Consider the following 23,490-nt stretch of genomic DNA (forward strand, 5'->3'; position numbering starts at 1 on the left):
TTTTTGCCTATTATCTTCACGATATCAAAATTAAAATTTTAGACAAGAATAAAGATCTGGGCACAACTAAATATTTTCTTAGAGGAAAATTATTCGATTAATTCTAAACGAACCTTTAATCCTAAGCGGGCGCAAACCATGGAAGCGATTGTTCTTAATGCTTTAATTGTCATTCCCTTGCGGCCAACAACTTTTCCGACGTCTCCTTGACTAACGCGGATTTCAACAATAACGCCAGGCTCACCTTCATAGCAATTTACGGAGACTGATTGGGGGTCTTCAACTAGATTTTTAACTAAATATTCTATAAATTCTTTCATGTCTTTACTCGGTCTGAGGTTTCAGAAAATGTTAATGTCAGTTTGAAGTAAGCGTGAGAAACTTTACCTTTTCAGGATTCGATAAGACGTTATACTTTTTTTTAAAGGTCCACATCTCAGCTAACCATAACAAGATTAACGAGTTCAGACACTTGAAGTCTAGTTAAAAGATATCGAAAAAAAATCCAAAAAAATAAGCTATTCGCAACATCGGGCTAATCTCATTAAAAAGGCATCCTTTTTAATGAGATTTGTTAGTCTGTGAAGCATTTCATAACATGCTTTAGATATTTGTCTCAATCATTTCCATCAGTTTTGGACCGGCTCTTTTACATAAGTAGATGAAAAATCAGGGGTACTTGTTTCCACCCATTCTAAATATTCACGATTTCCACCCTGAATCATTTGGTATGTGATTTCGGGAACTTGGTAGCTGCAATTTTGCAAGATAACTTCTTTGATTTTTTCAAATTTCTCAAGACGAGTTTTAAAAACCACTTTACTTTCTTGCGTTGTTTCCAATTGGTTATTCCACATGTAAATAGACTCTATCCATGGGGTAATTTGTGCGCAGGCAACAAATCGTTCCTGGACTAGATATCGAGAGATTTTACGCGCTTCTTCAATACTTCCACTTGTCCAATGAACTTCGATAAATGTAGTCATTTATACCTCCCAAATTATGATGTAACTGGTTGGATGTAAGCTAAATGGGGTATCCGAAGATCGACCATAACCTCATTTCCTCGCATCTGATTCATTTCTTCCGTGACCGAAAGTTGTTTCGCTTGTTTATTTAAAAATTCACGCAATGCTAAATAATTGGCTAATCCTTGATGAAAATGCTCGGTATTTAGACGAACCAGTCGTGGAAAAACACATAAAGTCCACTTTCCATTGACTTTTCTTTCTAAAAGCTCCTCAAAAACTAAAATAATTTGTCTTTGCCCATGGCTTTGCGCATAAGCTTTTGACACATCAATTTTTCTAATGTACATACTTTCAGAGCAACATTTTTTAGTCACGAGATTAAAAAGTGACAAAGCTAATTCTAAATGATCCCCTTTAAGGCAACTCCCCCAAATATTTTGAAGATCTTTTGCGCAACCTAGAAATATTTCGGGAAGTTTTTTTGGAGTAAAAAAAGGTTTGAAAGGAAACAAAAAGCCATTTTCATCCATTGCTGTATTGGTAAAATCTCCTAGAAATGCAATCGGCTGCCTAAGGGAATAATCAATTAAAATTGCACTCGGTTTGATTTTTTTGATTTCCGCTTTTTTAATCAAAGAACATGCTAGAAGTTTATGCTTTGCCTCTTCTATATTGAAACGGTAAAGATTGGTTGGGTGATCAATCGACAGATCTAATATTTCTGCTAAAAATACCGTTTTTAGGGCATCAGCATGTGCAGTGGTCTGAACGATGGCTGAAATATTGTATTGTTCATCCCGTGTGCGCAAATCACGAAGGTGTAGATAGTATAAAATTCCCATGCCAACCGAACCAGAAATCAGAACAGTTGACAGGAGAATCCAAACAATGGCTTGGCTAATGGGAATTTTATTGGGCGAGTACGACTGATTCATCTTTGGCTAAAATCTAATGTTGCATAGCGAGGGCGCTGTTTCAACAGCTGATTAACCCGCTCCACTTCTTCGATAGGAGTTGTGGCATAATCGTTCAAAGGATTTGATAGGTTATAAGTATAAAGTGTTTCATCAATGAACTTGATTTTGTTCCCCGCCATTTCTAGCATCGGATATAAAGTTGCTTTATCTTTCATGATGCGAAAATAGCCGCCATCTGCATCTCTGAGGTCGATATCTTTCAGATGTCTCCATAGAAAATACTTAAAAGTTCCTGGATGCCAAAAGACAAAGGGAATATCTCGATAAAGCTTTTGCTCGATGATCATTTCAGGGATAGGTTGAGCATATTTCATTGGCGTTTTACCTGGAGGATAAATTTCACATTGTCCCCAAGTTAAATACACATCGTTATCGGTATAAATCTGATGAATTTTTTCAAAAGCACGGTCGTGGGCTAACCAATCATCTCCATCTATTACAATAATGACATCATCATCTTCGCATTGCAATCCTTTAATCGCCTCCACAAGCCCGAAAAGAGCCCCCTCATTTTTCTCGTGGAAAATGAACTTCCACTGGTTTCTCTCACAAAAGTCCCGGATGATATCTCTTTGCTTGGGCAATGTAGAGCCATCATCAATCACGCAAACGTCAAAGTTCTTATATGTTTGGGATTCAATAGAACGGAGCGTTTTTTCAATAAAATCTACGCTATTAAAAGAAGGAACAACCACTTTAAAACGTTTCATCATATGCGATACCTTGCCGTGTGTTAATAAGCTTTCTTTTCTTTTTGCCTTGAGCGCTGCAGGCCAAGGATGAGTAAGCGGTCAATCAACTCTTCATTAGAAAATCCATTAGCCTCACACATTTGCGGATAGAGGCTGAAGGGGGTAAATCCTGGAATGGGATTGATTTCGTTAAACCAAAAAGATCCCGATTGATCAAGAAAAAAATCGATACGCGCCATCCCCTTGCAAGTTGCAGCTTGGTAAGCTTTTAACGCAATTGCCTTTCCTTCTTCCATCCATTTTTCAGGTAAATCCGCTTGGGGAGTCGATGGCGTCGCATTATCGCGTGAATACTTACCTCTGTAGTCGTGAATTTTTCCCGCTGAAAAAACCTCTCCGGGCGGAAGTACAGTAATCTGATCATTTCCTAAAACGGCAAATTCAATTTCTCTTCCCGCAATCTCATTTTCGACAAGGATAACAGGATCAAACGCAAAAGCGTTGCGAATTGCTGCATCTAATTCTGTTTCATTTGTCACCCTTTGAACACCAATGCTTGATCCAAGATGAACGGGTTTTACAAAAATCGGAAAAATCAGCTTTTCTCGTATTTCGTGAAGAAGGTCTTTTGCCCTGTTTTTCCAATCCGTTTCGCTAAAAGCAATAAAGGAGGATGTTTGGATACCTGCATGTTGCATCAAACGTTTAGCAATGGCTTTATCCATGCAAATTGCAGAGCTTTGATGATCACAACCAACGTAAGGTTTTCCTAGAATTTCTAAGAAACCTTGGATCGTTCCATCTTCCCCAAAAGTACCATGCAAAATCGGAAAAAAGAGGTCACATTTTTGTAACTGCTGGAGAACTTGAGAAGAAATTAAAAATTCTTCACTATCCCCTTCATTTTTTAATACCCACTTCCCTTCTTTAGTAATCAGAAATTCATGAGTCTCATATAAATCTCGGTCAAGCGAGCGACAAATATATTGAGAAGACGTCAATGAAACCTCATGTTCGGTTGACTTACCTCCATACAAAATTCCAATGTGTAATTTGGGAGGTTGCAAATCAATTTTTTGAAGTAATTCAGGGATTGCAGCATGAATATCTCCCGCACCCAAAGTCACCACAACATCATGTGGGAAAAGTGTCTGATAAACTTTTTCCACAATTTCTTTCCGCGGACTATAATAGAAATCGGGACTACGATCTTGGCTTAGCTCATCAAAAACTTTTTGTGTTGTGACGCCAGGAATTTCTTGTTCTCCAGCTGAATAAATATCAGTTACATACACCATGTCCGCTGATTCGAAAATCCCTCGATAGGTTCCAAGACAGTCTTTAGTACGGGAATAGCGGTGTGGTTGAAAAAGAACAATTAATCTTTTTTCCCCTATCGCATCACGAATGGCTCGTAAGGTTACTGCGATTTCGTTTGGATGATGCGCATAATCATCAATGAATAAAATTTCTTGTTTTTGTCCCCGCATCGTACATCTTCTTCCAACCCCAGGAAACGTCGAAAGAGCCTTTCGAATCGCATGTTCTTCAATCCCCATTTGCAAAGCTAAGCCAAAAACAGCCGCACTATTTAGCACATTATAAGAGCCGATTTGGGCAATCTCAATCTGGCGATACTGCAGTCCTCGGAAAGTGATATCGAAAGAAGTTTTCCATCCTTTCTGGGTAAATTGGAGAATACGCAGCTGACAATCTGAATTAAATCCGTAAGAAACCCCTTCGATGTTTAGCTTTTGCAAGCGAGAATCATCTCCACACCAGAAAAGATGATCGGCAGACTCCACCTTTTTTGCAAACTGATGGAAAGCCCTTACAAGCGCTTCTTCCGTCTGATAATAATTCATATGGTCCAAATCAATATTCGTGATAATACCTCCATAAGGAGTATAGCGCAAAAAGGACCCATCGCTTTCGTCGGCTTCCGCTACAAAATAGTCCCCCTTCCCGTGCTGAGCATTTGCATTTAGTTGAGCAATTACTCCCCCTATAGCAAATGAAGGATCTTGTCCGGCATGATGCAACACCCATGATAGAAGACTCGACGTTGTTGTTTTCCCATGCGTGCCTGTGACTGCCAATGTTTTACGGTTTTGCATCAGTAAAGCTAAAAGGTCTGAGCGATGCAACATTGGACATTTGAGTTGCTGGGCAGCTATGAACTCGGGATTGGATTCTTTGATATCGCTCGTGTAGACAATCGTCGTACCCGGTTTTATATAAGACGCTGAGTGTCCGATAAATAAAGTAGCTCCCGCTTCTTTTAAAGCCCGTGTCGTTGAGCTTTCAGCTAAGTCACTTCCAGTTACAGGAATATTTTGGCTTATGAGAATTTTAGCCAAGCCACTCATTCCAATTCCGCCAATGCCAATAAAATGGTAAGTTGTCATACGTATTTCCCCTTAAGGTGATCAACTATCACGCAGTGCAATTCTTTGAATTTCGTATTTTGATTATGAATCGTGATGCTCTCTTTCAAATTATTAAGTCTTAGATCGTCAGTCAGAGCATTCAAAAGCGTACCCAGCTTAACAAAGTTTAAATCTGCTTGCCGGATTTTTACCCCCCCCTTGACCTCTTCCACAATAAAATCCGCATTTTTATCTTGATGTTGATCGGCTGCTTGTGGATACGGGACCAGAATAAGGGGAACCTCGAAAGCCATCGCCTCTGCAATTGTGCCTGCACCCGCACGAGTTAAAGCAAAGTCTGCAGCACTCCAAGCCATATCCATATGCATTTCAAATGGTGTTACATAAGCTTGAATTTGTTTTTGAGCATAATGCAAGCGCACACTTTCGACAGAATCCACATGTCCTGTGATGTGCCAAAACTGGATTTCATTTTTATTGACAATCTCTAAAGCTTTTAAAATAGCTTGATTAAGAGCATCCGCCCCTTGCGAACCACCAAAAATCAAGCACGTTTTTTTGGATGGATGCAAAGCAACTGACGCTCTAGCAGTTTCTTGTGGAAAGCGTTGTTTACTAAATCCTTTGCGTACAGGCAAAGCAATATCCAGGACTTTTCCTTGTAAATACCGACAAGCAGAAGAAAAATGAACCCCTGTAAAAAGAGCCTGTGGAGAAAACAGTTTAATGACTTTTCCGGGGATAGCATTTGCCTCATGCAAGACATAAGGGATTCCAGCTAAACGAGCCGCACACAAAACAGGAAAGGTATAATAGCTACCAAAACCAACAATTAAATCGGGTTTGTAATGTTTTAAAAACTGATAACTCTCTTTAACCCCCCGACAGATATTTCCCATCTCACGGAGAAAACGTAACACCCCTCCTTTTCTGCTCCACATTCCGCAAGAAACTTCGGTAAAAGGAAATGCATTTTTCAAAAAATAAGGATTTGTGGCGAGCTTTCCACCTACAAAATGAATATGAGGACTGACTTCTTGCAATTTTTCAGCTAAAGCAATGGCGGGATAAACATGCCCTCCAGTTCCCCCTGTCGTAATCAAAATGCGTTTTTCCACGCGGCACTCCTGTAATGAAGTCATTAACATAGCGCATTAACAATTCTAAATCCATATTCATCGTGAGCGAAATCTAAATTTTCAAAGGCTTTTGCAAATAATGAGAAGGTATACTTAGAAATGAAAATGAATCAATTTGTGGATCGAATAATTTAGGTAAGTTAAAACTGAATGTTTTTTTTGAAAAATTCTTTCTTTAAGAAAAAGAACGAGGCTTTCTTCCAGCCCTAAAAACAGGAAGGAAGCCCGTCAAAAGGAAAATAGGTATTCTTTTGGACTAGCTCTGGGAACTTAGCTGTTGATTAGCTTTAACCGCTTCTTCCATCATTTTCATTAGGACATCCTTCATTGCAAAAGTAAAAGAAAGCAAAATGTAATTCCTTTTGACGTATAATGTTGAAAGAATAGTATCGAAAACAGTTTTAGAATCTTCGATTCTTAAGTTTTGGAATAAATCATTAGAATTTTCTCCAAATTTTGTTATTCCATTGTCTATTTTTGCTTGAAAAATTTCGATGTCTTCTTTTGAAAAGGAAGTGCCGCTTAGTTGAAGAGAATCAATATATTCGCTCATATTAGTACATAACGTTGCAAAAGAACTAAGAAATTCTTTTTCTTTATAACTTTCCATCATTGGTGCAAAAACATCATCCAATTGAAGTTGAAATTTTGAACGAACATGTTCCCACTGCTCTCGCGGGTTTTCACGAGACATTTTTATTTCATTAAAAAAATCTATTCTGCTTTTATTCAAAGCACGTATATCGGTGACTGTACCCCTAATTTGGCTCATTTGTTCTGAATTAGAAAAGAGAGAAGCCAGATTCCATGTATCTGCTTCTCTAAATAGTTTGGTATTGAAAATCGTTCTTTCTAGCGAAACGAGAGCCTCGTCAAGTTCGCTTTGAGCACAAGATTTTTTCTTTTGGAATAATTGTTCAACCAAACAATGGGTAATGTCTAGCTTTATCATTTGAACAACAAGATCTTCATCAGCATGTATTTTTAAAACATTAGCAAATAATCGATCACAACATTCCTCAAAATTTTTTGCATTCCGTCCTATAGTTTTGTGAATAAGTCCAATGATAGAATTTCCTGTTGTAATGTGACAATCCCTTTGAAATTCATAAGATAACCGAGTCTTAATTGCATCATTCATCAGGCTAAATGCATCCTTATAATTAAGAAGCTGAAGAGATTCCTCAATATCTTCTAAAGAGCAGTTGCTCGCGATTTTTTGTCGAATAATTGTATGAAAGCGCACATATATATCGGCTCTTTTTCCGATTTCAGGCCTTTTTTTGAAAATCTTAATCGCCTCATCATGCGCATGAGCAGCCCTAAACTGAAGAATAATATCCCATGTTTGTTGAGATTGAGCTTTCACTTCTTTCTTTTGCCAAATCCAGGGAAGCGATGCCGCTTTAATAATAAGACATGAGGCCGATAGAAAACCGACAGGAAAAATGATGATTGAAAAAACGGCTGCAGATACTCTAGTTGCTGTGGACACATTTTGCTGCGTTTGCGATATAACAGAAATCTTTCGTCCACCAAACACTATGCTACATGGTCTGGCTAGGGTGTCTAAAACCTTCAAAATAGATGATTTTTTCTCATAATCATAATTATTAAAAACTGAATAAGACATTTTTCTCCCTTCTAAAAAACACATTTAAAATATTGATAAACACTATCAGGAAATTAAATTAAAATGCACTTCATTTTGCAAAATTATCAAGTCATTAACGCATTAGTTATTGAAGTTTACTAGGCTCACTTCTAACCGCTTGAAAGGGATCGATTTAATTTAGCATTTCTAAATCCAATAAAAATTTTTTACGGTCAAGTCCCCCTGCAAATCCGGTTAGACGTCCATTAGTTGCGATGACCCGATGGCAAGGAACAATGATCGAAATGGGATTTCTTCCAATTGCAGCCCCTACAGCTCTGATAGCTTGAGGATGATGGATTTTTAGGGCTACATCCTTATAGGTCCATGTCGAGCCATACGGAATTAGGTTTAGCCGCTTCCAAACTTCCTTCTGAAACAAAGTCCCAAGCATTTCGATTGGCAAATCAAAAGCCTTTCTTTGGCAATTGAAATATTCGTTAAGCTGCTTTTCTGTTTCTAAAATTAAAGGATCATTCTTATCCTCTAACATCTGATCCAATCTGACACGATTAAGTTTTTCATTATCCCATAAAATGGCTAGCAAAGCCCCGTGATTAACCATAATTTTAAGAAAACCTACAGGAGTTTTTATTATTTTATATTTAAGTAATTCCATTTGTTATCCTTTATAAAGAGAAATCAGATATATCAAATGCCTTGAAGATTAATTTGCAAATCTTCCTCATGTATGTCAATATCTTAGGCTATAACTCTTATAAACAAAAATTCGAATTAGCACTCGCCATTTTCGGACATCATTATTAAATAAGGACTATCACGCTCTTATTATATGATAGGCCATACCACGAAGCCATGCTGCCGCACCAACTGGTATATTGAAACTGTTCGATTATAAATTTAAAAATGACAACTAGATTTTTTTTATTACTGTAAATTGCCGATTTTTGTTAACCTCGCTGTTTTTAAGAAATTAATGAAAGGAATCTAAGACAATGGTTAAAAACATTAACAAATATTTAACCCAAGTTGCGTATAACTACGAGAGTTGAAAAATTAAAATTTTGATTTGGTGCTAATAAAAAAGCTTCTCGCCCATAAAATGTTTGTTTACTAAGACGAACAGATTAGGAGAGAAGCTATGAATGATCAGATCGTTGCCATCTATTGCCTCTGTGATGACTATCTAAAATCCGCCGGATTCGCTAGGAACCGGTGGCACAATGAGAAAATGAATGATGCAGAAGTAATGACTGTTGTCATTGTCGCAAGTCGCTTTTTTTATGGCAATATTGAAAGAGCTCGGCTAATGCTTAATTTGGCTATATCAATAGAATGTTAAGTAAAAGTCGCTTAAATAGACGAATACACATCATTCCCGATGATATTTGGGAAAAAATACTTGAATTTTCTCATCAATACAGCTCTTACAGCTATATGGAGAAAGATTTTATTGTAGATAGCTTTCCTGTTTCAGTGTGTCGCAACATTAGAATTAGTCGATCTCGCATTTTCAGAAACGAAAATTTTCGGGGTTATAATGCGAGCAAGAAAGAATATTTTTATGGTGTCAAGGCAACTGTCATCACGAATTTGTCTGGACACCCTTTAAAGATGATTATTGCTCCGGGGAGCGAACATGATCTACCAGTCCTTAAAGTTCTAGATCCTAGATGCCTACCAAAAGGAAGCACTCTATATGGAGATGTTGCTTATATTGATTATGAGTATGAAGATCAGATGCTCAGAGAAGGCATAAAAATGGCGGTTGATCGCAAAAGTAATTCAACAAGGCCTTATGAGATCGAAGATTATGTAAACTTAAGAAGGCATCGAAAGACTATCGAAGGTATTCTTAGTACAATAATGAACTTGATGCCGAAAAAAATACATGCTGTAGTAGCCCGTGGTTTCGAGTTAAAAATCATCCATTTCGTAATTGGAGCTGCAACAATTTTTTGCTTTAACTAGTTATACGCAACTTGGGTTATTTACTTGTACTCATAATAGCGCTAATCCCGTTAACAGGGCATGCTGAAGAACAGTCTATCAAACAAGCGCATAAGCCACCAATTCTTACGACTACGGCAATCATAGAAATACATGAAAGTGAACAATTTAAGGGGATTGTATTGATTGAACGAGGAAAAGCACCATTCGGCAAAGCAATTCCTGGAGGAAAAGTTGAATATGGCGAGACGGTTGAAAATGTTAATGATCTGTATTTAAATTTAATCATTTGCAAAATATTAAGCGCTTCTGTAAGCAAAATTGGCTTTCTTCGAAAAAGTCGATTCCTAAATTAAAAACTGATTAAAGTAGTAATTCCAACCAAAAGGAGAAGGGCTGTTGCCGGAGGTATCACAATAGCTCCAATAATTGAAGCTATTAAGACTGTTGAAGTCGTTCTTAAAACATTGAGGGCTCGGGCTTTAAGTTTACTTGAAAAATTTCTGTGGCTAAAAAGATCGTGTAGATCTTTTTTTGAAATCAATCCATTAAGCTTTGCATCCTTTACGGCCTGTAAAACTGTTGTCTTTCCTTCTTCTAAATCTTTTTTTGTTAATTCTTTAGAAAATTTTCCATACTTGTTATACCCCATATTTAAGATTTCTACTGCTGGTGGGGAAGTGTCTTTTATTTCTTCTAACAGAAGTTTTATCTTATTTTCATAAGTTGCTTTGCTTGGGTGTTTTCCAAGCAAAGCAACGGCATACATTAACTTAAAATTATTTAGCACGGTTTTATGAAGGTTCTCTTCAAATAAAGAGGGGTTTTTTTCTAATAATTGAATATTTTCTTCTAATGCATTAATTCGTTTTTTACGGGGAGCATCAGGCAATGAGGGAAGCCAGAGAAAGTCTATAAGTTTTTTTAAAAAATTGCTAGACATCTCAGCCTTAAGATAAGCTTTTTGATTTTGTAAAAATGCTTTGGAATGATTAGGATTGATGGCTAATTGTTTGTAAAATTCATTGAGATTAGCGTCTTTTGGTAAAAGCTTCCCGATGTGCATTTTTTGCAATTTATCGATCTCTTTGTGAATCTTAGAACCAGCCTCATCTTCAAAATCATTAATTTTTTTTATAAAAGAATCTATAAATTTGTTTGCAAAAATATCCATTTCTAATTGTTTTGAATACAGATTAATTTTTTCCCTTTGTGCATAAACTTTTTTAAGTTTTTCAGCCTTTCCAAGGGGATTATTATCTTCTTCAGGAAGGATAAGTTCTTCTTCAGGAAGAGCAGGTTTTTCAGGACGTAATTTTTCTAAATCTTCTTTTAACGAATCAATTGATTGATGAGGTTTATTAAAAATAGCATCAAAAATAGAATATAATTCTGAATTATCCTCCTTTAAATTATCTATTAGAAAATTTAAATTTCCGTCGAAATCTGCCGTCGGTTTATTGATTATAAACTGGAGACGATTGAGATTCCGGTGACTTATAGGTATTTTAGCTTTTGCAAGCTTAGAATTTTCACACGCATCGCTTAATGCTGAAGTGACCATATCGAATAAATGGTTACTAATCATTGATCCCTCTCCACACAATTAATATAATAATTATTATACACTTTTATTATATGGCAGTTCAATAATTATAACTTTTATTCCATCCGAACTGAGAAGAAGTGATGAAGGTTTGGTAAAGAAAGCCAGTAATCTGCTGATCCCTTATACAGGATAGACCTCTTCTATAAGAAAATGTTAGCCTAGGAGTTCATTATGTTGGAACGATCAGCGTGCATGTATGCGGAATAACAGCTAATGAAATGCAGTATGGCTTGGGAGCTCTCGAATCAATATACCACCATTGCCCTTCATCGTCTTTACGCAGTGCGACTAAATGTCCTCGCGTTAAGCTATAAGTCGCGTTAACGCCTGGTGGAGAAGGCATATGATAATCTGTAAAGCCTATATTGGCGATAATGACCCATTTTGCATCGTTTCCTATGTAATTTTCCATCGCTTGTTGCTTCGAATTCTCGATGCCAGGTAATTCGTTAATAACAGAGTCTTTTACTGATTGCGTAAATTCCTTTTCTAAAATGTACTTTAAAATACCGATATCGACATCAACATTTTCTGGTTCATCAATTAAAGCTTGAGCGTCATCTTCTCCATACTGGTGAACTGCGACGAAACCATCTTTCACTAATTCTAGAAATCTATCTTGCAACAAAGCATCTGCTTGCATGGCATTGTTAATGCAATAACGGCCACAATGACCCAATCCTAAGCCCTGTTCATTAATTCTTTTTATTTTGCCTGAGTCTTTGATTATTCTTATTCCATTCAATTGGGCTTGTGTCATTCGATGCGGAGTTGCCGTACTGCTGTAGTTATCCATTAAAAAGCCGTGTTCGTCCGGAGTCATCTTTTGAATGTCTTTTGGATGAAGGTTTTTTAAACTCTCAGCTGAAATGCGTTTAAATGATCGCCTTGCTACTTTATTTACATCACCGGCACTTGAAGATTGCAGTGGAGATGTTCGCCCCTGTAATTTTTTTAAACCACAATAAATACCGCACCCTGCATGCAAAAGCCCAAAAGTAAAGATTCCTAGGAGGACACTCTTTTTTAAATTTTTTTTTCGCTCTTCGGGGGTAGGAGAATCCTTTGGAAAAAAAATATAATGATTGTAAAAGTTCCATTCGGATGAATGATTTGAATGAAGAGAGTGAGTCATAATAATTTCACTATTATTTTTTACTATTTTATTACATTCTATCACATTTTTCTAATAAAATCAACAACCAAAAACATTAATAATATCTTTAAATTGCCTATCCATTTACTCTCGTTGTTTCCTTGCCTTTTTTTGATAAAACGAGTACTCTAACAACCTTATTCTAGTTTCGTGAATCATAGACGGAGATCTTCATGACTTTAAATAAAGAAACGTTAAAAAATTTAGCGCAACTTAGCCGCATTCGTTGCTCTGAAGAAGAGGAAGAAGCCCTCCTCAAAGACCTTCAAAGTATTTTAGATTACATTGATGAGCTTAAGGAAATTGACACAACGGATGTCAAAGCTTGCAATCATGTCTTGGAAGACATTTCAAATGTGACTCGCCCAGATGTTGTGGGAACAACCCTCCCACGAAAAACATTCTTAGACAACTCCCCTTCACAAGTCAGCGGAATGATCAGAGTTCCTCTTGTGATTAAATCTAAATCATGAGGACGATTGACATGCATCATTTATCTGCAATTGAAATTCGCGACCGTTTTTTACGTGGCGAGGTTTCGGCTATAGCGATTGCCCAACATTTTCTTTCCCGCATTGAGCAGTATGATTCTCAAGTCGGTGCGTTTCTTTCTGTATTAAAAGATCGCGTTCTACGTAAAGCTGCCGAGCTAGATCGAAAGAAAGCCGCAGGAGAAAAACTAGGCAAGCTAGCTGGTATTCCCATTGGAATCAAGGACAACATCCACATCGAAGGTGAAATCACCACATGTGCTTCTAAATTTCTGACAAATTTTAAAGCGCCTTTTTCTTCTACAGCTGTGGCTCTTTTAGAGCAAGAAGATGCTCTATTGATTGGGAAAACGAATTTAGATGAATTTGCGATGGGCTCTTCAACCGAAAACTCTGCCCTGCAAAAGACATTTAATCCCTGGAACCTAAAGTGTATCCCCGGTGGATCATCCGGAGGATCGGCTGCTGCTGTTGCAGCGCGTCTTTGCCCAATTGCTCTGGGAAGTGACACGGGTGGATCAATTAGGCAACCTGCTTCACTTTGTGGAGTCGTGGGTTTTAAACCCACTTATGGAAGAGTCTCCCGTTACGGATTAGTAGCTTACGGATCTTCACTTGATCAGATTGGTCCCATTACAACGAATACTGCCGATGCGGCACTTATCATGGAAGTCTTAGGTCAACATTGCACAAAAGATTCAACAAGTCTTTCCTCTGCAACAGAGGATTATTTACATCACTTTGATGGAAATGTTAAAGGGATGAAAATTGGAGTTCCTCGTCAATTTTTAGAAGGTTTATCAGCTGAACCAAAAGAAATTTTTGAGACCTCCCTAGCTGTTTTCAAAGATTTAGGTGCGGAAATAGTGGATGTGGATTTAGACATCCTCAAATACTCATTAGCCGTTTATTACATCCTTGCAACAGCCGAAGCTTCGACAAATTTGGCCCGCTTTGATGGGATCCGTTATGGACATCGCTCCGCAAAGGCCCAAACTTTGGATGAAGTTTACGAGCTTTCTAAAGAAGAAGGTTTTGGAAGCGAAGTTAAAAGACGTATTATTTTAGGAACATACGTTTTATCAGCAGGTTTCCAAGACGCTTATTACAGAAAAGCCCAAAAAGTGCGAACGTTGATGCTTCAAAAATTCAAAGAAGCTTTTCAATTATGCGATTTAGTTGCAACACCTGTGTGCCCTTGTGCAGCATTTGAAGCTGGAGCGATTAAGACACCTCTGGAAATGTATTTGGAGGATATTTACACCATTTCGAGCAATCTAGCTGGTGTCCCTGCTATTAGTATTCCAAGTGGCTTCACACAAGATCACAAACCTTTAGGTCTTCAGCTGATTGGCCCTCAAAAGCATGATGTTGCTGTTTTACATGCCGCAAATGCCTTTGAACGTGTAACAAATTATCATTCTTTTATCCCTGAGTTCGTGAAATAGGAGCTTTACCATGACACAAGAGTGGGAAACCATTATTGGATTAGAAATCCATGCCGAGTTGAACACAAAATCAAAACTATTCAGTGTAGCTCCAAACCGCTTTGGGGATGAACCGAATACCAACATTACGGAAGTCTGTACGGGCATGCCAGGAGCTCTGCCTGTTTTAAATCAAGAAGCTGTCCGTAAAGCCGTGCAATTAGGCTGCGCTGTACAAGCGCAAGTAGCACATTTTAGTACTTTTGACCGAAAGTCCTACTTTTATCCTGATAGCCCGCGTAATTTTCAGATTACTCAGTATGAAAATCCCATTGTTATTGGTGGGACAGTCATTGCCGAAGTAGATGGAGTCGAAAAAGCTTTCGCTATTCATCATGTCCACCTGGAAGACGATGCAGGGATGCTCAAGCACTTTTCCACTTTTGCTGGAGTTGATTATAACCGTGCTGGCGTTCCTCTTGTTGAAATCGTTTCTGAGCCTTGCATGCACACTCCTCAAGAAGCCGTCGCTTATTGTTTGGCGATCAAAGCTATTTTACAATACATCGATGCATCTGATTGCAACATGGAAGAAGGTTCTCTGCGGGTGGATGCTAACATTTCTGTTCGTCCCAAAGGGGAAAAAGGATTTCGAAATAAAATTGAAATTAAAAACATGAATTCCTTTAGCAATATGGAAATGGCTTTAACTGCAGAAATCAAACGGCAAATTCGTGAATATACGAGCCGTCCAGATGAGCCACACACATCGATTATTAAGCAGGCCACTTATCGTTGGGATCCGGACCGCAAAGAAACGGTTCTGATGCGGACGAAAGAATCTGCGGATGACTATCGTTATTTTCCAGAACCCGATTTAGTTCCAATTTTTTTAACTGATGCATATATTGAAGAGATTAGAAGATCCCTTCCGGAGCTTCCTCTACAAAGAGAAAGACGCTATGTCAGTGAGCTAGGTCTTTCTGCTCACTCTGCTTTTGTCTTAACAAGCGATAAAAAGCTGGCCGATTATTTTGAAGAGGCACTAAAAATAAGCTCTAATGCACGTAGTTTATGCAACTGGCTCATTGTCGAGTTTGCCGGTCGCTATAAAGAAAGCGGTAAATCAGTTATTGAAAGTGGTATTACAGCAGCGCATGTGGGCGAACTGATTAACATGATTGATCAGAAAGAAATTACAGGAAGAATCGCAAAATCGGTAGCGGATGAGATGGTGTTACACCCTGAAAAATCCCCTAAGCAAATTGTGAAGGAAAATCCCGATTTCTCACCTGTACACGATCAAGCTGAAATTGAAAAGCTTGTGACACAAGTTTTAGCAGATAATCCACAATCAATCGCCGATTTTAAGGCAGGCAAAGATAAAGCTTTTGCTTTCCTCGTCGGACAAGTGATGAAGCTGACCAAAGGAAAAGCCTCTCCTGAAGTTGTTAATGAACTTTTAAAACAAAAAATTCACTCTTCATAAGCAAAAGATTCTTGATTTGCTTGTAAAATGTCATGTAAGATGAGCAATCTTATTCCCGGCCGCTGTAGAATATATACAGCGGCTTTTGTGACATTCACGACAAGGAACTTTTGTGCTTCGTATACAACGTTCTCTCTATTTTCAGATCGTCGATCTTTATCCAGAAAAATTAAAGCCTTCTATCCTCTATGTCAAAAGTCGCATAAATGAAGTAATCCATCGCTTTATGACAGGACAAGTAAAACATGGATGTTCTCCGGATTTCGAACTCCAAAAACAGGGTTTTAAATACATTGCCGGAGAAAAAGATACTAAAATATTTTCCATAAACGAAAATTCTTCTTGGATCATCAAAACGCAACGCCCTAATTTCTACAAACAATTTATTGGTGTGGAAAATAAACAAGGAAAAGTCGTTTTTGATTTAGAAGGTTGTTTTATGAAGCAAGCCGTATTAGCTTGGGAGATGAGAAAAATCATCCACATTCATAAGTTTGACAAATTGAATGTCACAAAAAAATACCTTTGCTCTTATCCTAATAACCTTTTTAAACCTAAAGATGGGCAATCTAAAAACTATTTTTTCTTTGAAGAATATGTTCAAATAGGAAGCCCGAAAGAAAAGATTGCAACTTTAAATAGCAAATCCCCCGAAGAAATTCAGATGATTTCCAAACAACTGTGTGGACTTGTTAAAAAAACAGGCTACACAGGCTTGGATTTAGATAATTTGGCTGTGGATGATCGCGTGACTCTATTTGATACCAAACCGATGAAGTTGTCGCGCTTTAGCCGCATTTGTATTTCGAAACGACTCAAATGTGCCAGGATTGGTTTGCAAAGTTTTTCAGACAGCCTAATGGGGTATGCTTCTCAAAACCCAGGTGAGTATCAGGCATTTAAAATCTTTCAAGAAGATTGTGCCAAAACAATCAAAGAAATTAAAAAAGAAGAGAAGAAACGCACTGTGATCGTTATTTTAAAAGTCCTTTCTTGCGTTTCACTTCTTCCGATCCCAATTTATTTGACACTTTACTTTGCTAAAAGAACGTATTCGAATAAACAAACCCGCAAAACACTTATGGCTGCACTTCAAGCGGATTAGATGCTTGTGCTGTGGATTGGCGATGCATCATCTGCCATAACACGCGGAATCCCTCACACGATTGTAAAAGTTCCTCTTTTGTCCCTTCCGCAATTTTTTGCCCTTTTTCTAAATAAATGATGCGATCCGCATCTTCAATTGTAGACAATCTATGGGCAATAATAATTTGCGTCATCTGACCACGCAAACGATGGATCGCTTGCTTGATATGGAATTCACTCATCATATCCAAAGAAGAAGTCGCCTCATCCATCACCAAGATTGGAGCACTTTTAACAAGAGCGCGGGCTATTGCTAGACGCTGCTGCTGTCCACCTGAGAGATTTTTTCCGGCCTCACAAAGTTCCGTTTTGTACCCTTCAGGAAGCTGACAAATAAAATCATGTGCATGTGCTTTTTTTGCCGCCTCTTCAATTTGATCAGTCGAAAACCCCCGTCCAAAAGCAATATTTGAAGAAATAGTATCAAGGAAAAGAAAAGATCTTTGGGGAACAAAGGCAATCATTTCACGTAATGAGCGTTGGGTATAAGCGTTTAATGGTTGTCCATCAATACGAATTTCCCCTTTCTGTGGATCGTATAAACGTGGAAGCAATTGTACAATTGTCGATTTTCCTGCACCAGTTGGTCCTACAATTGCGACAAATTCCCCTTTGCGAATTGTGAAAGAGAGGTCTTTTAAAATCCAGCTCTCTCCATAACGAAAGGAGACATTATCAAATTCAATCTTGTCCTTAAATTCAGAAAAATCTTTTGAGTGCTCTTGATCTTCAATATGAGGCTTAATATTCATCACCTCTAACATCCTTTCGGCAGCAGCAAGACCTCTCTGAATATGGCTATTTTCTTCGGCAAACTTTTTGATTGGCTCATAAAATAGATATAATAGCCCACAGTATACGATAATTTCTGAAACACTCATTTTTAAGAAATAGAGACCGTATAGCAAAGTAATCGCCAAAAAAAACATCGCTATCGTATGCATCACGGGTCGTGAAGAAAGATCATATTTAGCGCTGCGTTGTTCAAGCGTTGCCATGCGATCATTTAAATCACGGTATTTGCTGAGTGAAAAGTTTTCCATCGCAAACATTTTAACAGTTTGCACTCCTGCTAAAAAATCAATTAAAACAGAGGCAAAGCGTTCTTGGTTTTGCTGAATTTGCTTTGAGATCCGCTTCACTTGCTTGGCAATATACCCAATCGGAATAACAACTAAAGGCAAGCCTAAAAAAACAATAAGGGAAAGCTTCCATGATGCATAAAAGCAAAGAAATAAACTCGTTACAATTGTAAAGGGCGTGTGCACATAATTGACCAAACAAGCATTGAGCGCTTCCGCAATTTGGGCAGCATCTCCAACAACTCTCGAGGATAAGCTTCCACTATTGTATTGTTGATAAAAGCTCATCGGAAGCGACTGAATATGTTCAAAGTATTGTTGGCGCAAATCTCTACTCACCCGAATAGCTAAGATACGAGTAGAAAAACGATAAGCAAAAAGGGTAGATGCTTTAAATAAGGCCACAACAACCAAAAAATAGGCAAGATTTGTGAGATTTTTGGAAATCGGGAAAATTTGATTCAGTCGTCCTAATACACTGGAAATCAAATCTTTTTTCTTGTGCTGCTGAATAAAATCCTCCGCCACCTGACGAGTTACCCCTTCATCTGAAGGGCTCAGCTCATGCCAACGATCCCTCACTTGTTCAAAAGAGACTTCATCATTCACCGATAAATGACCATTCTGCACAGGAGCAAATAATTCAAAAAATTCTATCCCCGCAGGACCTTTGGTGATCACACCTAATGCAAACATTTCCAATTGTGAAGCGATTGTCACTAAACACATGGAAACCATCGTGAATATAATTAAAAATAAGTGCTTGCGGTTTGTAAGAGCCGCTTTAAATAAATATCTCATGCTAATAAAGGCTTTGTTTTGTGCTAAGAAATTGGAAACTAAACAGCGAATTGTCCCATCTTTCTAAATTTGAGGTATCGTTGTTCAAGAAGTAAAGGCGGCGGAATCATCTGTAGAATTTGCCATTGATCAATGATAAATTTTTTAATATTTGTGTAAACAACCTCGGGATTATGATGTGCTCCCCCTAAAGGTTCGGGAATAATCGCATCAATCACCTGAAGAGGAAGCAAGTTTTCTGCGTTAAGTTTCAAGGCCGAAGCAGCTTCGACATTCTTTGATGCATCTTTCCATAGAATAGAGGCACAGCCTTCTGGCGAAATCACAGAATAATAAGCATGCTCTAGCATTCCCACTGTGTCACCAACACCCATCCCTAAGGCCCCCCCGGAGCATCCCTCTCCGATCACAACGACAATAATCGGCGTGGCAATACGCATCATTTCGCGTAAATTTTGGGCAATTGCCCAGCCTTGGCCACGTTCTTCAGCCTCTAGACCGGGATAAGCACCTTGCGTATCCAGAAGAGATACAACAGGTAAGTTAAATTTTTCAGCCATACGCATTAATCGCAGAGCTTTCCTAAATCCTTCTGGATTTAGCATTCCAAATTTACGTTCCAAACGACTTTCAGTATCATTACCTTTTTCCTGTCCAATTAGAACAAATTTTACACCTTGAATTTTTGCAAGGCCTCCGATAATGGCTCGATCTTCGCCAAAAGTGCGATCTCCACACAATTCCTGAAAACTTTCGCACATATTAGTTACATAATCAATTGTGTGTGGACGAGAAGGATGGCGGCAAATCATGATTCTTTGCCAAGGTGTCAATTCAGAGTAGACCTTCTCTTTTAATTTTTCTAACTTCTGCTCAAGTTTGCGAATTTCTGCTGTAAATAAAGGATTATCTTGATTCTGTTTTTTCAGATGTTCAATTGTTTTAATATATTCATTTATTTGTTTTTCATGAGGTAGAACGTCCAAAAATACACTCCTAAATGAGATGTTTAATGTAATTCTTTACCAGGCAATTTAGCCTCGTAAAAATCCTTGACTAACTCAATTACCGTTGGTTTAGTCACAACAATAGCAAAAATTTCTTCTATATCTTCTGTGGCAAGACGAATGCAGCCATCGCTTTCGTATTTGCCTAAACTGCTGCGAACTTCGACAAGTTCTCCCCTTTCATTTAGAGCCCAAGGAAGGCCATGAATTCCAAATCCTTTGGCTGGTGCACTGCAATCTTCAATTTCTTGTTCAAAAGGAATCCATCGGGTACCAAAGACTCGAATTAATTCTGTTTTCTGTCCTTGATAATAACCCATTTTATTAGGCTCGTAAATGGCTATCTTATCCCCCAGCTTATACTTTCCCATCGGGGTTAAAGAGCCAGAGGGCTTAGAAGCATCGGGACGGCCTAATCCCACCGCGTATGTTTTTAAAAGAACACGCTCATCGGATTCAAGATCGTGGTAATAAAACCAGAGTTTTGCTCTCGATAAATCGACTAAAAGGTAAAATTCTAGCGGACGATCTTCTTTAAACACAGCAAATCGATCGCCTTCTGCAATATCTTGTTTTAAATAATCAGGCTTTCCATTCAAGCTCCGGGCGATAAAGTGACGTGAGGTGTGATAGTGCCCTGCATAATCAGATAGCCATGCTGGACGCCCTTTTTGCCAGGAAACTCGGCTTTTATAAGTAATAGTTTCTACAATAGGCAGCTGTGGTGCTGTGATATTAAATAGTTCAGCAATTCGATTAGCATGTGGAAGCTCAGAATCTGAGCGCATTTTTAAGGGCATTTCAGCTGGAAAAGAAAGCTTTGATAAATTTTCATCGAGAACTCTAACTTCTTGTTCTAAAACAATATCGCCAGCTGGGACAACCAATTCGCTATCGCCCGTTTTTTTCTTAGAGTTCTTTATTACAGAGGCAAAAAAAATAGAACCAAATAATAGCACTGAAACAATGATAAATAGCTTAGGAAAATTCATTTGCTGCTCCCTGTGATCTTTTTACACAAACTGAACAGAATCATAAGAGTTCGGAGAAATTTTGCCAATTGAGTTTTAAGATTATCTCAAAGATTCTAATAATAAAAATCTTTTTGATCGATTCAGTCGGTTTCCTCGGGATCCATAAAGAAGGTTTTCTTACTCCTTCCAGCCTTTACTACGTATGCTCATTACACGTTTTCATAACAAGCTTTACTGTTAAATATTTTATATTTTATAAAAAACATAATTAACTATAAAACAACTTAAATTAAACAATCAAATAAATAATAACGGGAAAATCAAGCAAAGAAAAGCGTCATTGGCTAGTTAAGATGGATATCCCAATGAAATATTTGCTGAGAGGAATCAACGCGATAAGCAATTAAAAAATCAGCTCCCCAAAAATTATCTTCGCCAGCAAGCGGAATGACTTCCACATCCCCTTTTACAGATGGTGTCTCAATGAGAAGAATAGAGTCTCCCTTCTTCAATTGAATCAATTCACTAGTTCCCCGATAATGCGCAAAGGTTTTCGGATAAAGAGTTGCCCCTTCTTCTACCGAACAACTTTCAGCGGATACAAAGAAAACGAATGCCAATTCATGCACTTGGTCAAGTGAGACAAAATTAGCGGAAATAGATAATGTATTTTCTTGCATGGCAAAGCTTTGTTCAACTTCAGCCCAAACCTTGCTAGAAAGTCCGTTTCGGAAATTAGGCAAAGACTGCATGTCCATTTGCTGCGGGGTCAAACGCAAGGTACTTTTAATTCTAAAGCCATTTTCAGAAAGATTCATTTTCCAGGCAGGTAAATTAGACTGAAAGCGAGATCCTTCTACTCCGAATCCTTGGCAATCCCCCAGAGGAAAAAATTGTGGACCATAATTGACAATTTCAACTTGAGCTTGCTTGATATAGCCCAGCCCTGTTTGCCCTCCATTGCCTGCACATAAGATAGTATTTTTTGCTGAACGACATCCAATTAACCCAACTTCCTGATCAAAAACCCAAGGATCTAGCGAAAATGCTTCTGAAGGACTCACGTTTCCAATTTGACTTAGATACATATGAACAAGCAGGAGATCATCCGGCAATCCTTCAGGAACATACTCTTGCAAATAATCCAGTTGCCGAGCGGCGACTAATCCGAAATTTGAATCATCGGTTAAAACGGCAATCGCCTGAAATAAAAGATAATTCGAAATTAAATGATGTTTAAGCGAGGCATTTTCTTCGAGAACAAAAAGACCGCGTATAGGAGAATAATCAGGGTTGAGTGTATTTAAGTGCCATTTAGCAATATATTGAGCTGCTTCTATTAAAGAAGGCTCTTGTTTTAAATGACCCAAAATAGCCCAAAAGAATCCCAAGTCTGCGTGAAAACGACCATGTGTGGTTTTCCCCCAGCTCCATAATCCTTTCCATTCCAAAAAAGCGGCTCCACTTTTAAGCTGCGAGGGCTTTGGAAGAATAACTGGCTCCCCTATTAAAGCACCCAGAACCGATTTGAGAGCGGTTGCCAATTGAAATTCTTCCCAAACTTTGATTTGACGAAAATTTTCAATCTTTTCTTGCAACCAGATGGAATAAGGCGGAGGGCAGTCTTTATTTAGAATGCCGATCAAAGCGAGTGTGAAGAGTTGGAGCCCTTCAGATATTATTTCGAAGGGGTTTTCATAATCTTCAATAGATGTAAGCAAATCATCAAAATGATGAATATTCCCAAAATCAAAAAATTGGGAATTGAGAGTCGCATAGATAAGCGAGGTTCTTAGTGAAGAATGGTACAAGTCTTTGCACTGTTCTGCTTGTAAATTTTTTAAATCTAAATTTGTCATTACAGGGGCTTTATCAATATTACACGCATACCATTCTTAACACGATTTTCTTATTACGGATCTTTGGACAGATTGCAAAGAGATCTGTCGTTATTCAACACCCGTATTACTCCATAGAATTTCAAAAGAGAGCAAATGAGGCTCAAGCAACTGCATTTGCCTTCACGGCTCAACTTTTTGATATGACAACCTTATTTTTCGATAAGTTTGCGCATTTTTTTACCTGGAGTGAACTTTACTGCAGAACGTGCTGGGATAATGATAGGCACTGCAGCATTTTTAGGATTACGACCAATTTTTTGTTTACGTTCAACTACTTCAAACACCCCAAAATCACGAAATTCGAGTCTTTCTCCTTCCGCTAAAGCTTCTGTCATTCTGTCCAGAAAAGCCTGGATGACATTTCTTACATCATTTGGATGAATTTGCTTTTCCTGGGCGATTGAGTTGATGAGCTTCTTTTTTGTCATCGTGCTTTTTTTTGCAAGAGTTGTTGTCATAACTGTAGGACTCCTTAAAGTTATAAAGCTGCTATAGGCTGTGGCTTAATGCTTGGATTATCACTGATATTCTCGTATCCCTTTCATTTACAATCAAGCGATTTTTCAAATTCAGTTTACTCTTCGTCAGGTGTATAAGCAATGTTTTAGCGAAGTTTCTTACGAGTGCTACGCTCCCACTCGATGAACTCAGGCCATTCGGCTTGAATGTCCAA

22 protein-coding genes are annotated in these 23,490 nt (G+C 38.1%); 7 read left to right on the forward strand and 15 right to left on the reverse strand.

Annotated elements, in window-relative coordinates; genetic code table 11:
* Positions 1-89: 89 nt before the first annotated feature.
* The 8 genes from AOM43_RS02760 to AOM43_RS02795 form a co-directional block, all read right to left on the reverse strand.
* Positions 90-320 (reverse strand): KH domain-containing protein, encoded by a 231-nt coding sequence (locus AOM43_RS02760; protein WP_006340850.1) that lies wholly within the window; start codon positions 318-320, stop codon positions 90-92.
* A 309-nt stretch (positions 321-629) separates the two neighbouring features.
* Positions 630-986: a divalent-cation tolerance protein CutA gene (gene cutA / locus AOM43_RS02765; protein WP_006340851.1), complete on the reverse strand. Its 357-nt coding sequence runs from the start codon at positions 984-986 to the stop codon at positions 630-632.
* A gap of 14 nt (positions 987-1,000) precedes the next feature.
* A complete protein-coding gene (locus AOM43_RS02770) occupies positions 1,001-1,906 on the reverse strand; it encodes a cell division protein FtsQ/DivIB (RefSeq protein ID WP_013924897.1) in 906 nt (301 codons plus the stop codon).
* Positions 1,903-2,661: a glycosyltransferase family 2 protein gene (locus tag AOM43_RS02775; protein WP_039376703.1), complete on the reverse strand. Its 759-nt coding sequence runs from the start codon at positions 2,659-2,661 to the stop codon at positions 1,903-1,905. The genes AOM43_RS02770 and AOM43_RS02775 overlap by 4 nt, the downstream gene beginning before the upstream one ends.
* Positions 2,662-2,681: 20 nt before the next feature.
* Entirely contained in the window at positions 2,682-5,048 is a 2,367-nt protein-coding gene (murC, locus tag AOM43_RS02780; protein ID WP_059358935.1) for a UDP-N-acetylmuramate--L-alanine ligase, read from the reverse strand.
* On the reverse strand, positions 5,045-6,148 hold the full coding sequence (locus AOM43_RS02785) for a UDP-N-acetylglucosamine--N-acetylmuramyl-(pentapeptide) pyrophosphoryl-undecaprenol N-acetylglucosamine transferase (protein ID WP_059358938.1): 1,104 nt from the start codon (positions 6,146-6,148) through the stop codon (positions 5,045-5,047). The genes murC and AOM43_RS02785 overlap by 4 nt, the downstream gene beginning before the upstream one ends.
* Before the next feature lie 277 nt (positions 6,149-6,425).
* On the reverse strand, positions 6,426-7,310 hold the full coding sequence (locus AOM43_RS13250) for a hypothetical protein (protein WP_152618834.1): 885 nt from the start codon (positions 7,308-7,310) through the stop codon (positions 6,426-6,428).
* A gap of 646 nt (positions 7,311-7,956) precedes the next feature.
* Positions 7,957-8,442: a methylated-DNA--[protein]-cysteine S-methyltransferase gene (locus tag AOM43_RS02795; RefSeq protein ID WP_059358943.1), complete on the reverse strand. Its 486-nt coding sequence runs from the start codon at positions 8,440-8,442 to the stop codon at positions 7,957-7,959.
* A 483-nt stretch (positions 8,443-8,925) separates the two neighbouring features.
* On the opposite strand from AOM43_RS02795, the gene AOM43_RS13640 reads away from it, so the two are divergent.
* Genes AOM43_RS13640 through AOM43_RS13255 form a run of 3 tightly spaced genes read left to right on the forward strand, consistent with a single transcriptional unit; the run spans position 8,926 to position 10,090 of the window.
* Positions 8,926-9,126, forward strand: a complete 201-nt coding sequence (locus AOM43_RS13640) for a hypothetical protein (protein WP_050784556.1) — start codon at positions 8,926-8,928, stop codon at positions 9,124-9,126.
* On the forward strand, positions 9,120-9,755 hold the full coding sequence (locus tag AOM43_RS02805; protein WP_059358945.1) for an IS982 family transposase: 636 nt from the start codon (positions 9,120-9,122) through the stop codon (positions 9,753-9,755). The genes AOM43_RS13640 and AOM43_RS02805 overlap by 7 nt, the downstream gene beginning before the upstream one ends.
* Before the next feature lie 11 nt (positions 9,756-9,766).
* Positions 9,767-10,090: an NUDIX hydrolase gene (locus tag AOM43_RS13255; protein ID WP_144016272.1), complete on the forward strand. Its 324-nt coding sequence runs from the start codon at positions 9,767-9,769 to the stop codon at positions 10,088-10,090.
* On the opposite strand, the gene AOM43_RS02810 is transcribed toward AOM43_RS13255, so the two are convergent.
* Positions 10,087-11,322, reverse strand: a complete 1,236-nt coding sequence (locus tag AOM43_RS02810; protein ID WP_059358947.1) for a hypothetical protein — start codon at positions 11,320-11,322, stop codon at positions 10,087-10,089. The two genes, AOM43_RS13255 and AOM43_RS02810, sit on opposite strands and share 4 nt — an antisense overlap.
* Positions 11,323-11,512: 190 nt before the next feature.
* Positions 11,513-12,478, reverse strand: a complete 966-nt coding sequence (locus tag AOM43_RS02815) for a hypothetical protein (protein ID WP_006340862.1) — start codon at positions 12,476-12,478, stop codon at positions 11,513-11,515.
* A gap of 194 nt (positions 12,479-12,672) precedes the next feature.
* Between AOM43_RS02815 and gatC the strand changes: the two genes are divergently transcribed.
* The 4 genes from gatC (at position 12,673) to AOM43_RS02835 (ending at position 17,011) form a co-directional block, all read left to right on the forward strand.
* Positions 12,673-12,972 carry an Asp-tRNA(Asn)/Glu-tRNA(Gln) amidotransferase subunit GatC gene (gene gatC / locus AOM43_RS02820; protein ID WP_006340863.1) on the forward strand — a complete coding sequence of 100 codons (300 nt, stop codon included), beginning with the start codon at positions 12,673-12,675 and terminating at the stop codon, positions 12,970-12,972.
* An 11-nt stretch (positions 12,973-12,983) separates the two neighbouring features.
* Positions 12,984-14,438 carry an Asp-tRNA(Asn)/Glu-tRNA(Gln) amidotransferase subunit GatA gene (gene gatA, locus AOM43_RS02825; RefSeq protein ID WP_013924887.1) on the forward strand — a complete coding sequence of 485 codons (1,455 nt, stop codon included), beginning with the start codon at positions 12,984-12,986 and terminating at the stop codon, positions 14,436-14,438.
* A gap of 10 nt (positions 14,439-14,448) precedes the next feature.
* Entirely contained in the window at positions 14,449-15,906 is a 1,458-nt protein-coding gene (gatB, locus tag AOM43_RS02830; protein WP_059358949.1) for an Asp-tRNA(Asn)/Glu-tRNA(Gln) amidotransferase subunit GatB, read from the forward strand.
* A 112-nt stretch (positions 15,907-16,018) separates the two neighbouring features.
* Positions 16,019-17,011 carry a hypothetical protein gene (locus tag AOM43_RS02835; protein WP_006340866.1) on the forward strand — a complete coding sequence of 331 codons (993 nt, stop codon included), beginning with the start codon at positions 16,019-16,021 and terminating at the stop codon, positions 17,009-17,011.
* Here AOM43_RS02835 and AOM43_RS02840 read toward each other — a convergent pair.
* From AOM43_RS02840 to AOM43_RS02860, 5 genes are all read right to left on the reverse strand, one after another.
* A complete protein-coding gene (locus AOM43_RS02840) occupies positions 16,986-18,935 on the reverse strand; it encodes an ABC transporter ATP-binding protein (RefSeq protein ID WP_013924886.1) in 1,950 nt (649 codons plus the stop codon). The two genes, AOM43_RS02835 and AOM43_RS02840, sit on opposite strands and share 26 nt — an antisense overlap.
* A gap of 38 nt (positions 18,936-18,973) precedes the next feature.
* Positions 18,974-19,921 carry an acetyl-CoA carboxylase carboxyltransferase subunit alpha gene (locus tag AOM43_RS02845; RefSeq protein ID WP_006340868.1) on the reverse strand — a complete coding sequence of 316 codons (948 nt, stop codon included), beginning with the start codon at positions 19,919-19,921 and terminating at the stop codon, positions 18,974-18,976.
* 23 nt (positions 19,922-19,944) lie between these two features.
* On the reverse strand, positions 19,945-20,934 hold the full coding sequence (locus AOM43_RS02850; protein ID WP_006340869.1) for a L,D-transpeptidase: 990 nt from the start codon (positions 20,932-20,934) through the stop codon (positions 19,945-19,947).
* A gap of 326 nt (positions 20,935-21,260) precedes the next feature.
* Positions 21,261-22,775 carry a hypothetical protein gene (locus AOM43_RS02855; protein WP_059358951.1) on the reverse strand — a complete coding sequence of 505 codons (1,515 nt, stop codon included), beginning with the start codon at positions 22,773-22,775 and terminating at the stop codon, positions 21,261-21,263.
* Positions 22,776-22,966: 191 nt separating this feature from the next.
* A complete protein-coding gene (locus AOM43_RS02860) occupies positions 22,967-23,275 on the reverse strand; it encodes an HU family DNA-binding protein (RefSeq protein WP_006340871.1) in 309 nt (102 codons plus the stop codon).
* Between the last annotated feature and the right edge of the window lie 215 nt (positions 23,276-23,490).

It is taken from the genome of Parachlamydia acanthamoebae (assembly GCF_000875975.1).
Classification (GTDB): Bacteria; Chlamydiota; Chlamydiia; order Chlamydiales; family Parachlamydiaceae; genus Parachlamydia; species Parachlamydia acanthamoebae.

What these genes read in the sequence shown, in the direction of transcription:
- AOM43_RS02815 (WP_006340862.1), bottom strand. Translation starts at nt 12,478, where the DNA reads ATGACTCACTCTCTTCATTCAAATCATTCATCCGAATGGAACTTTTAC.
- AOM43_RS02775 (WP_039376703.1), bottom strand. Translation starts at nt 2,661, where the DNA reads ATGATGAAACGTTTTAAAGTGGTTGTTCCTTCTTTTAATAGCGTAGAT.
- gatB (WP_059358949.1), top strand. Translation starts at nt 14,449, where the DNA reads ATGACACAAGAGTGGGAAACCATTATTGGATTAGAAATCCATGCCGAG.
- AOM43_RS02805 (WP_059358945.1), top strand. Translation starts at nt 9,120, where the DNA reads ATGTTAAGTAAAAGTCGCTTAAATAGACGAATACACATCATTCCCGAT.
- AOM43_RS02760 (WP_006340850.1), bottom strand. Translation starts at nt 320, where the DNA reads ATGAAAGAATTTATAGAATATTTAGTTAAAAATCTAGTTGAAGACCCC.
- AOM43_RS02840 (WP_013924886.1), bottom strand. Translation starts at nt 18,935, where the DNA reads ATGAGATATTTATTTAAAGCGGCTCTTACAAACCGCAAGCACTTATTT.
- AOM43_RS02795 (WP_059358943.1), bottom strand. Translation starts at nt 8,442, where the DNA reads ATGGAATTACTTAAATATAAAATAATAAAAACTCCTGTAGGTTTTCTT.
- AOM43_RS02860 (WP_006340871.1), bottom strand. Translation starts at nt 23,275, where the DNA reads ATGACAACAACTCTTGCAAAAAAAAGCACGATGACAAAAAAGAAGCTC.
- AOM43_RS02855 (WP_059358951.1), bottom strand. Translation starts at nt 22,775, where the DNA reads ATGACAAATTTAGATTTAAAAAATTTACAAGCAGAACAGTGCAAAGAC.
- gatA (WP_013924887.1), top strand. Translation starts at nt 12,984, where the DNA reads ATGCATCATTTATCTGCAATTGAAATTCGCGACCGTTTTTTACGTGGC.
- gatC (WP_006340863.1), top strand. Translation starts at nt 12,673, where the DNA reads ATGACTTTAAATAAAGAAACGTTAAAAAATTTAGCGCAACTTAGCCGC.
- AOM43_RS13250 (WP_152618834.1), bottom strand. Translation starts at nt 7,310, where the DNA reads ATGAATGATGCAATTAAGACTCGGTTATCTTATGAATTTCAAAGGGAT.
- AOM43_RS13640 (WP_050784556.1), top strand. Translation starts at nt 8,926, where the DNA reads ATGAATGATCAGATCGTTGCCATCTATTGCCTCTGTGATGACTATCTA.
- cutA (WP_006340851.1), bottom strand. Translation starts at nt 986, where the DNA reads ATGACTACATTTATCGAAGTTCATTGGACAAGTGGAAGTATTGAAGAA.
- AOM43_RS02770 (WP_013924897.1), bottom strand. Translation starts at nt 1,906, where the DNA reads ATGAATCAGTCGTACTCGCCCAATAAAATTCCCATTAGCCAAGCCATT.
- murC (WP_059358935.1), bottom strand. Translation starts at nt 5,048, where the DNA reads ATGACAACTTACCATTTTATTGGCATTGGCGGAATTGGAATGAGTGGC.
- AOM43_RS02810 (WP_059358947.1), bottom strand. Translation starts at nt 11,322, where the DNA reads ATGATTAGTAACCATTTATTCGATATGGTCACTTCAGCATTAAGCGAT.
- AOM43_RS02850 (WP_006340869.1), bottom strand. Translation starts at nt 20,934, where the DNA reads ATGAATTTTCCTAAGCTATTTATCATTGTTTCAGTGCTATTATTTGGT.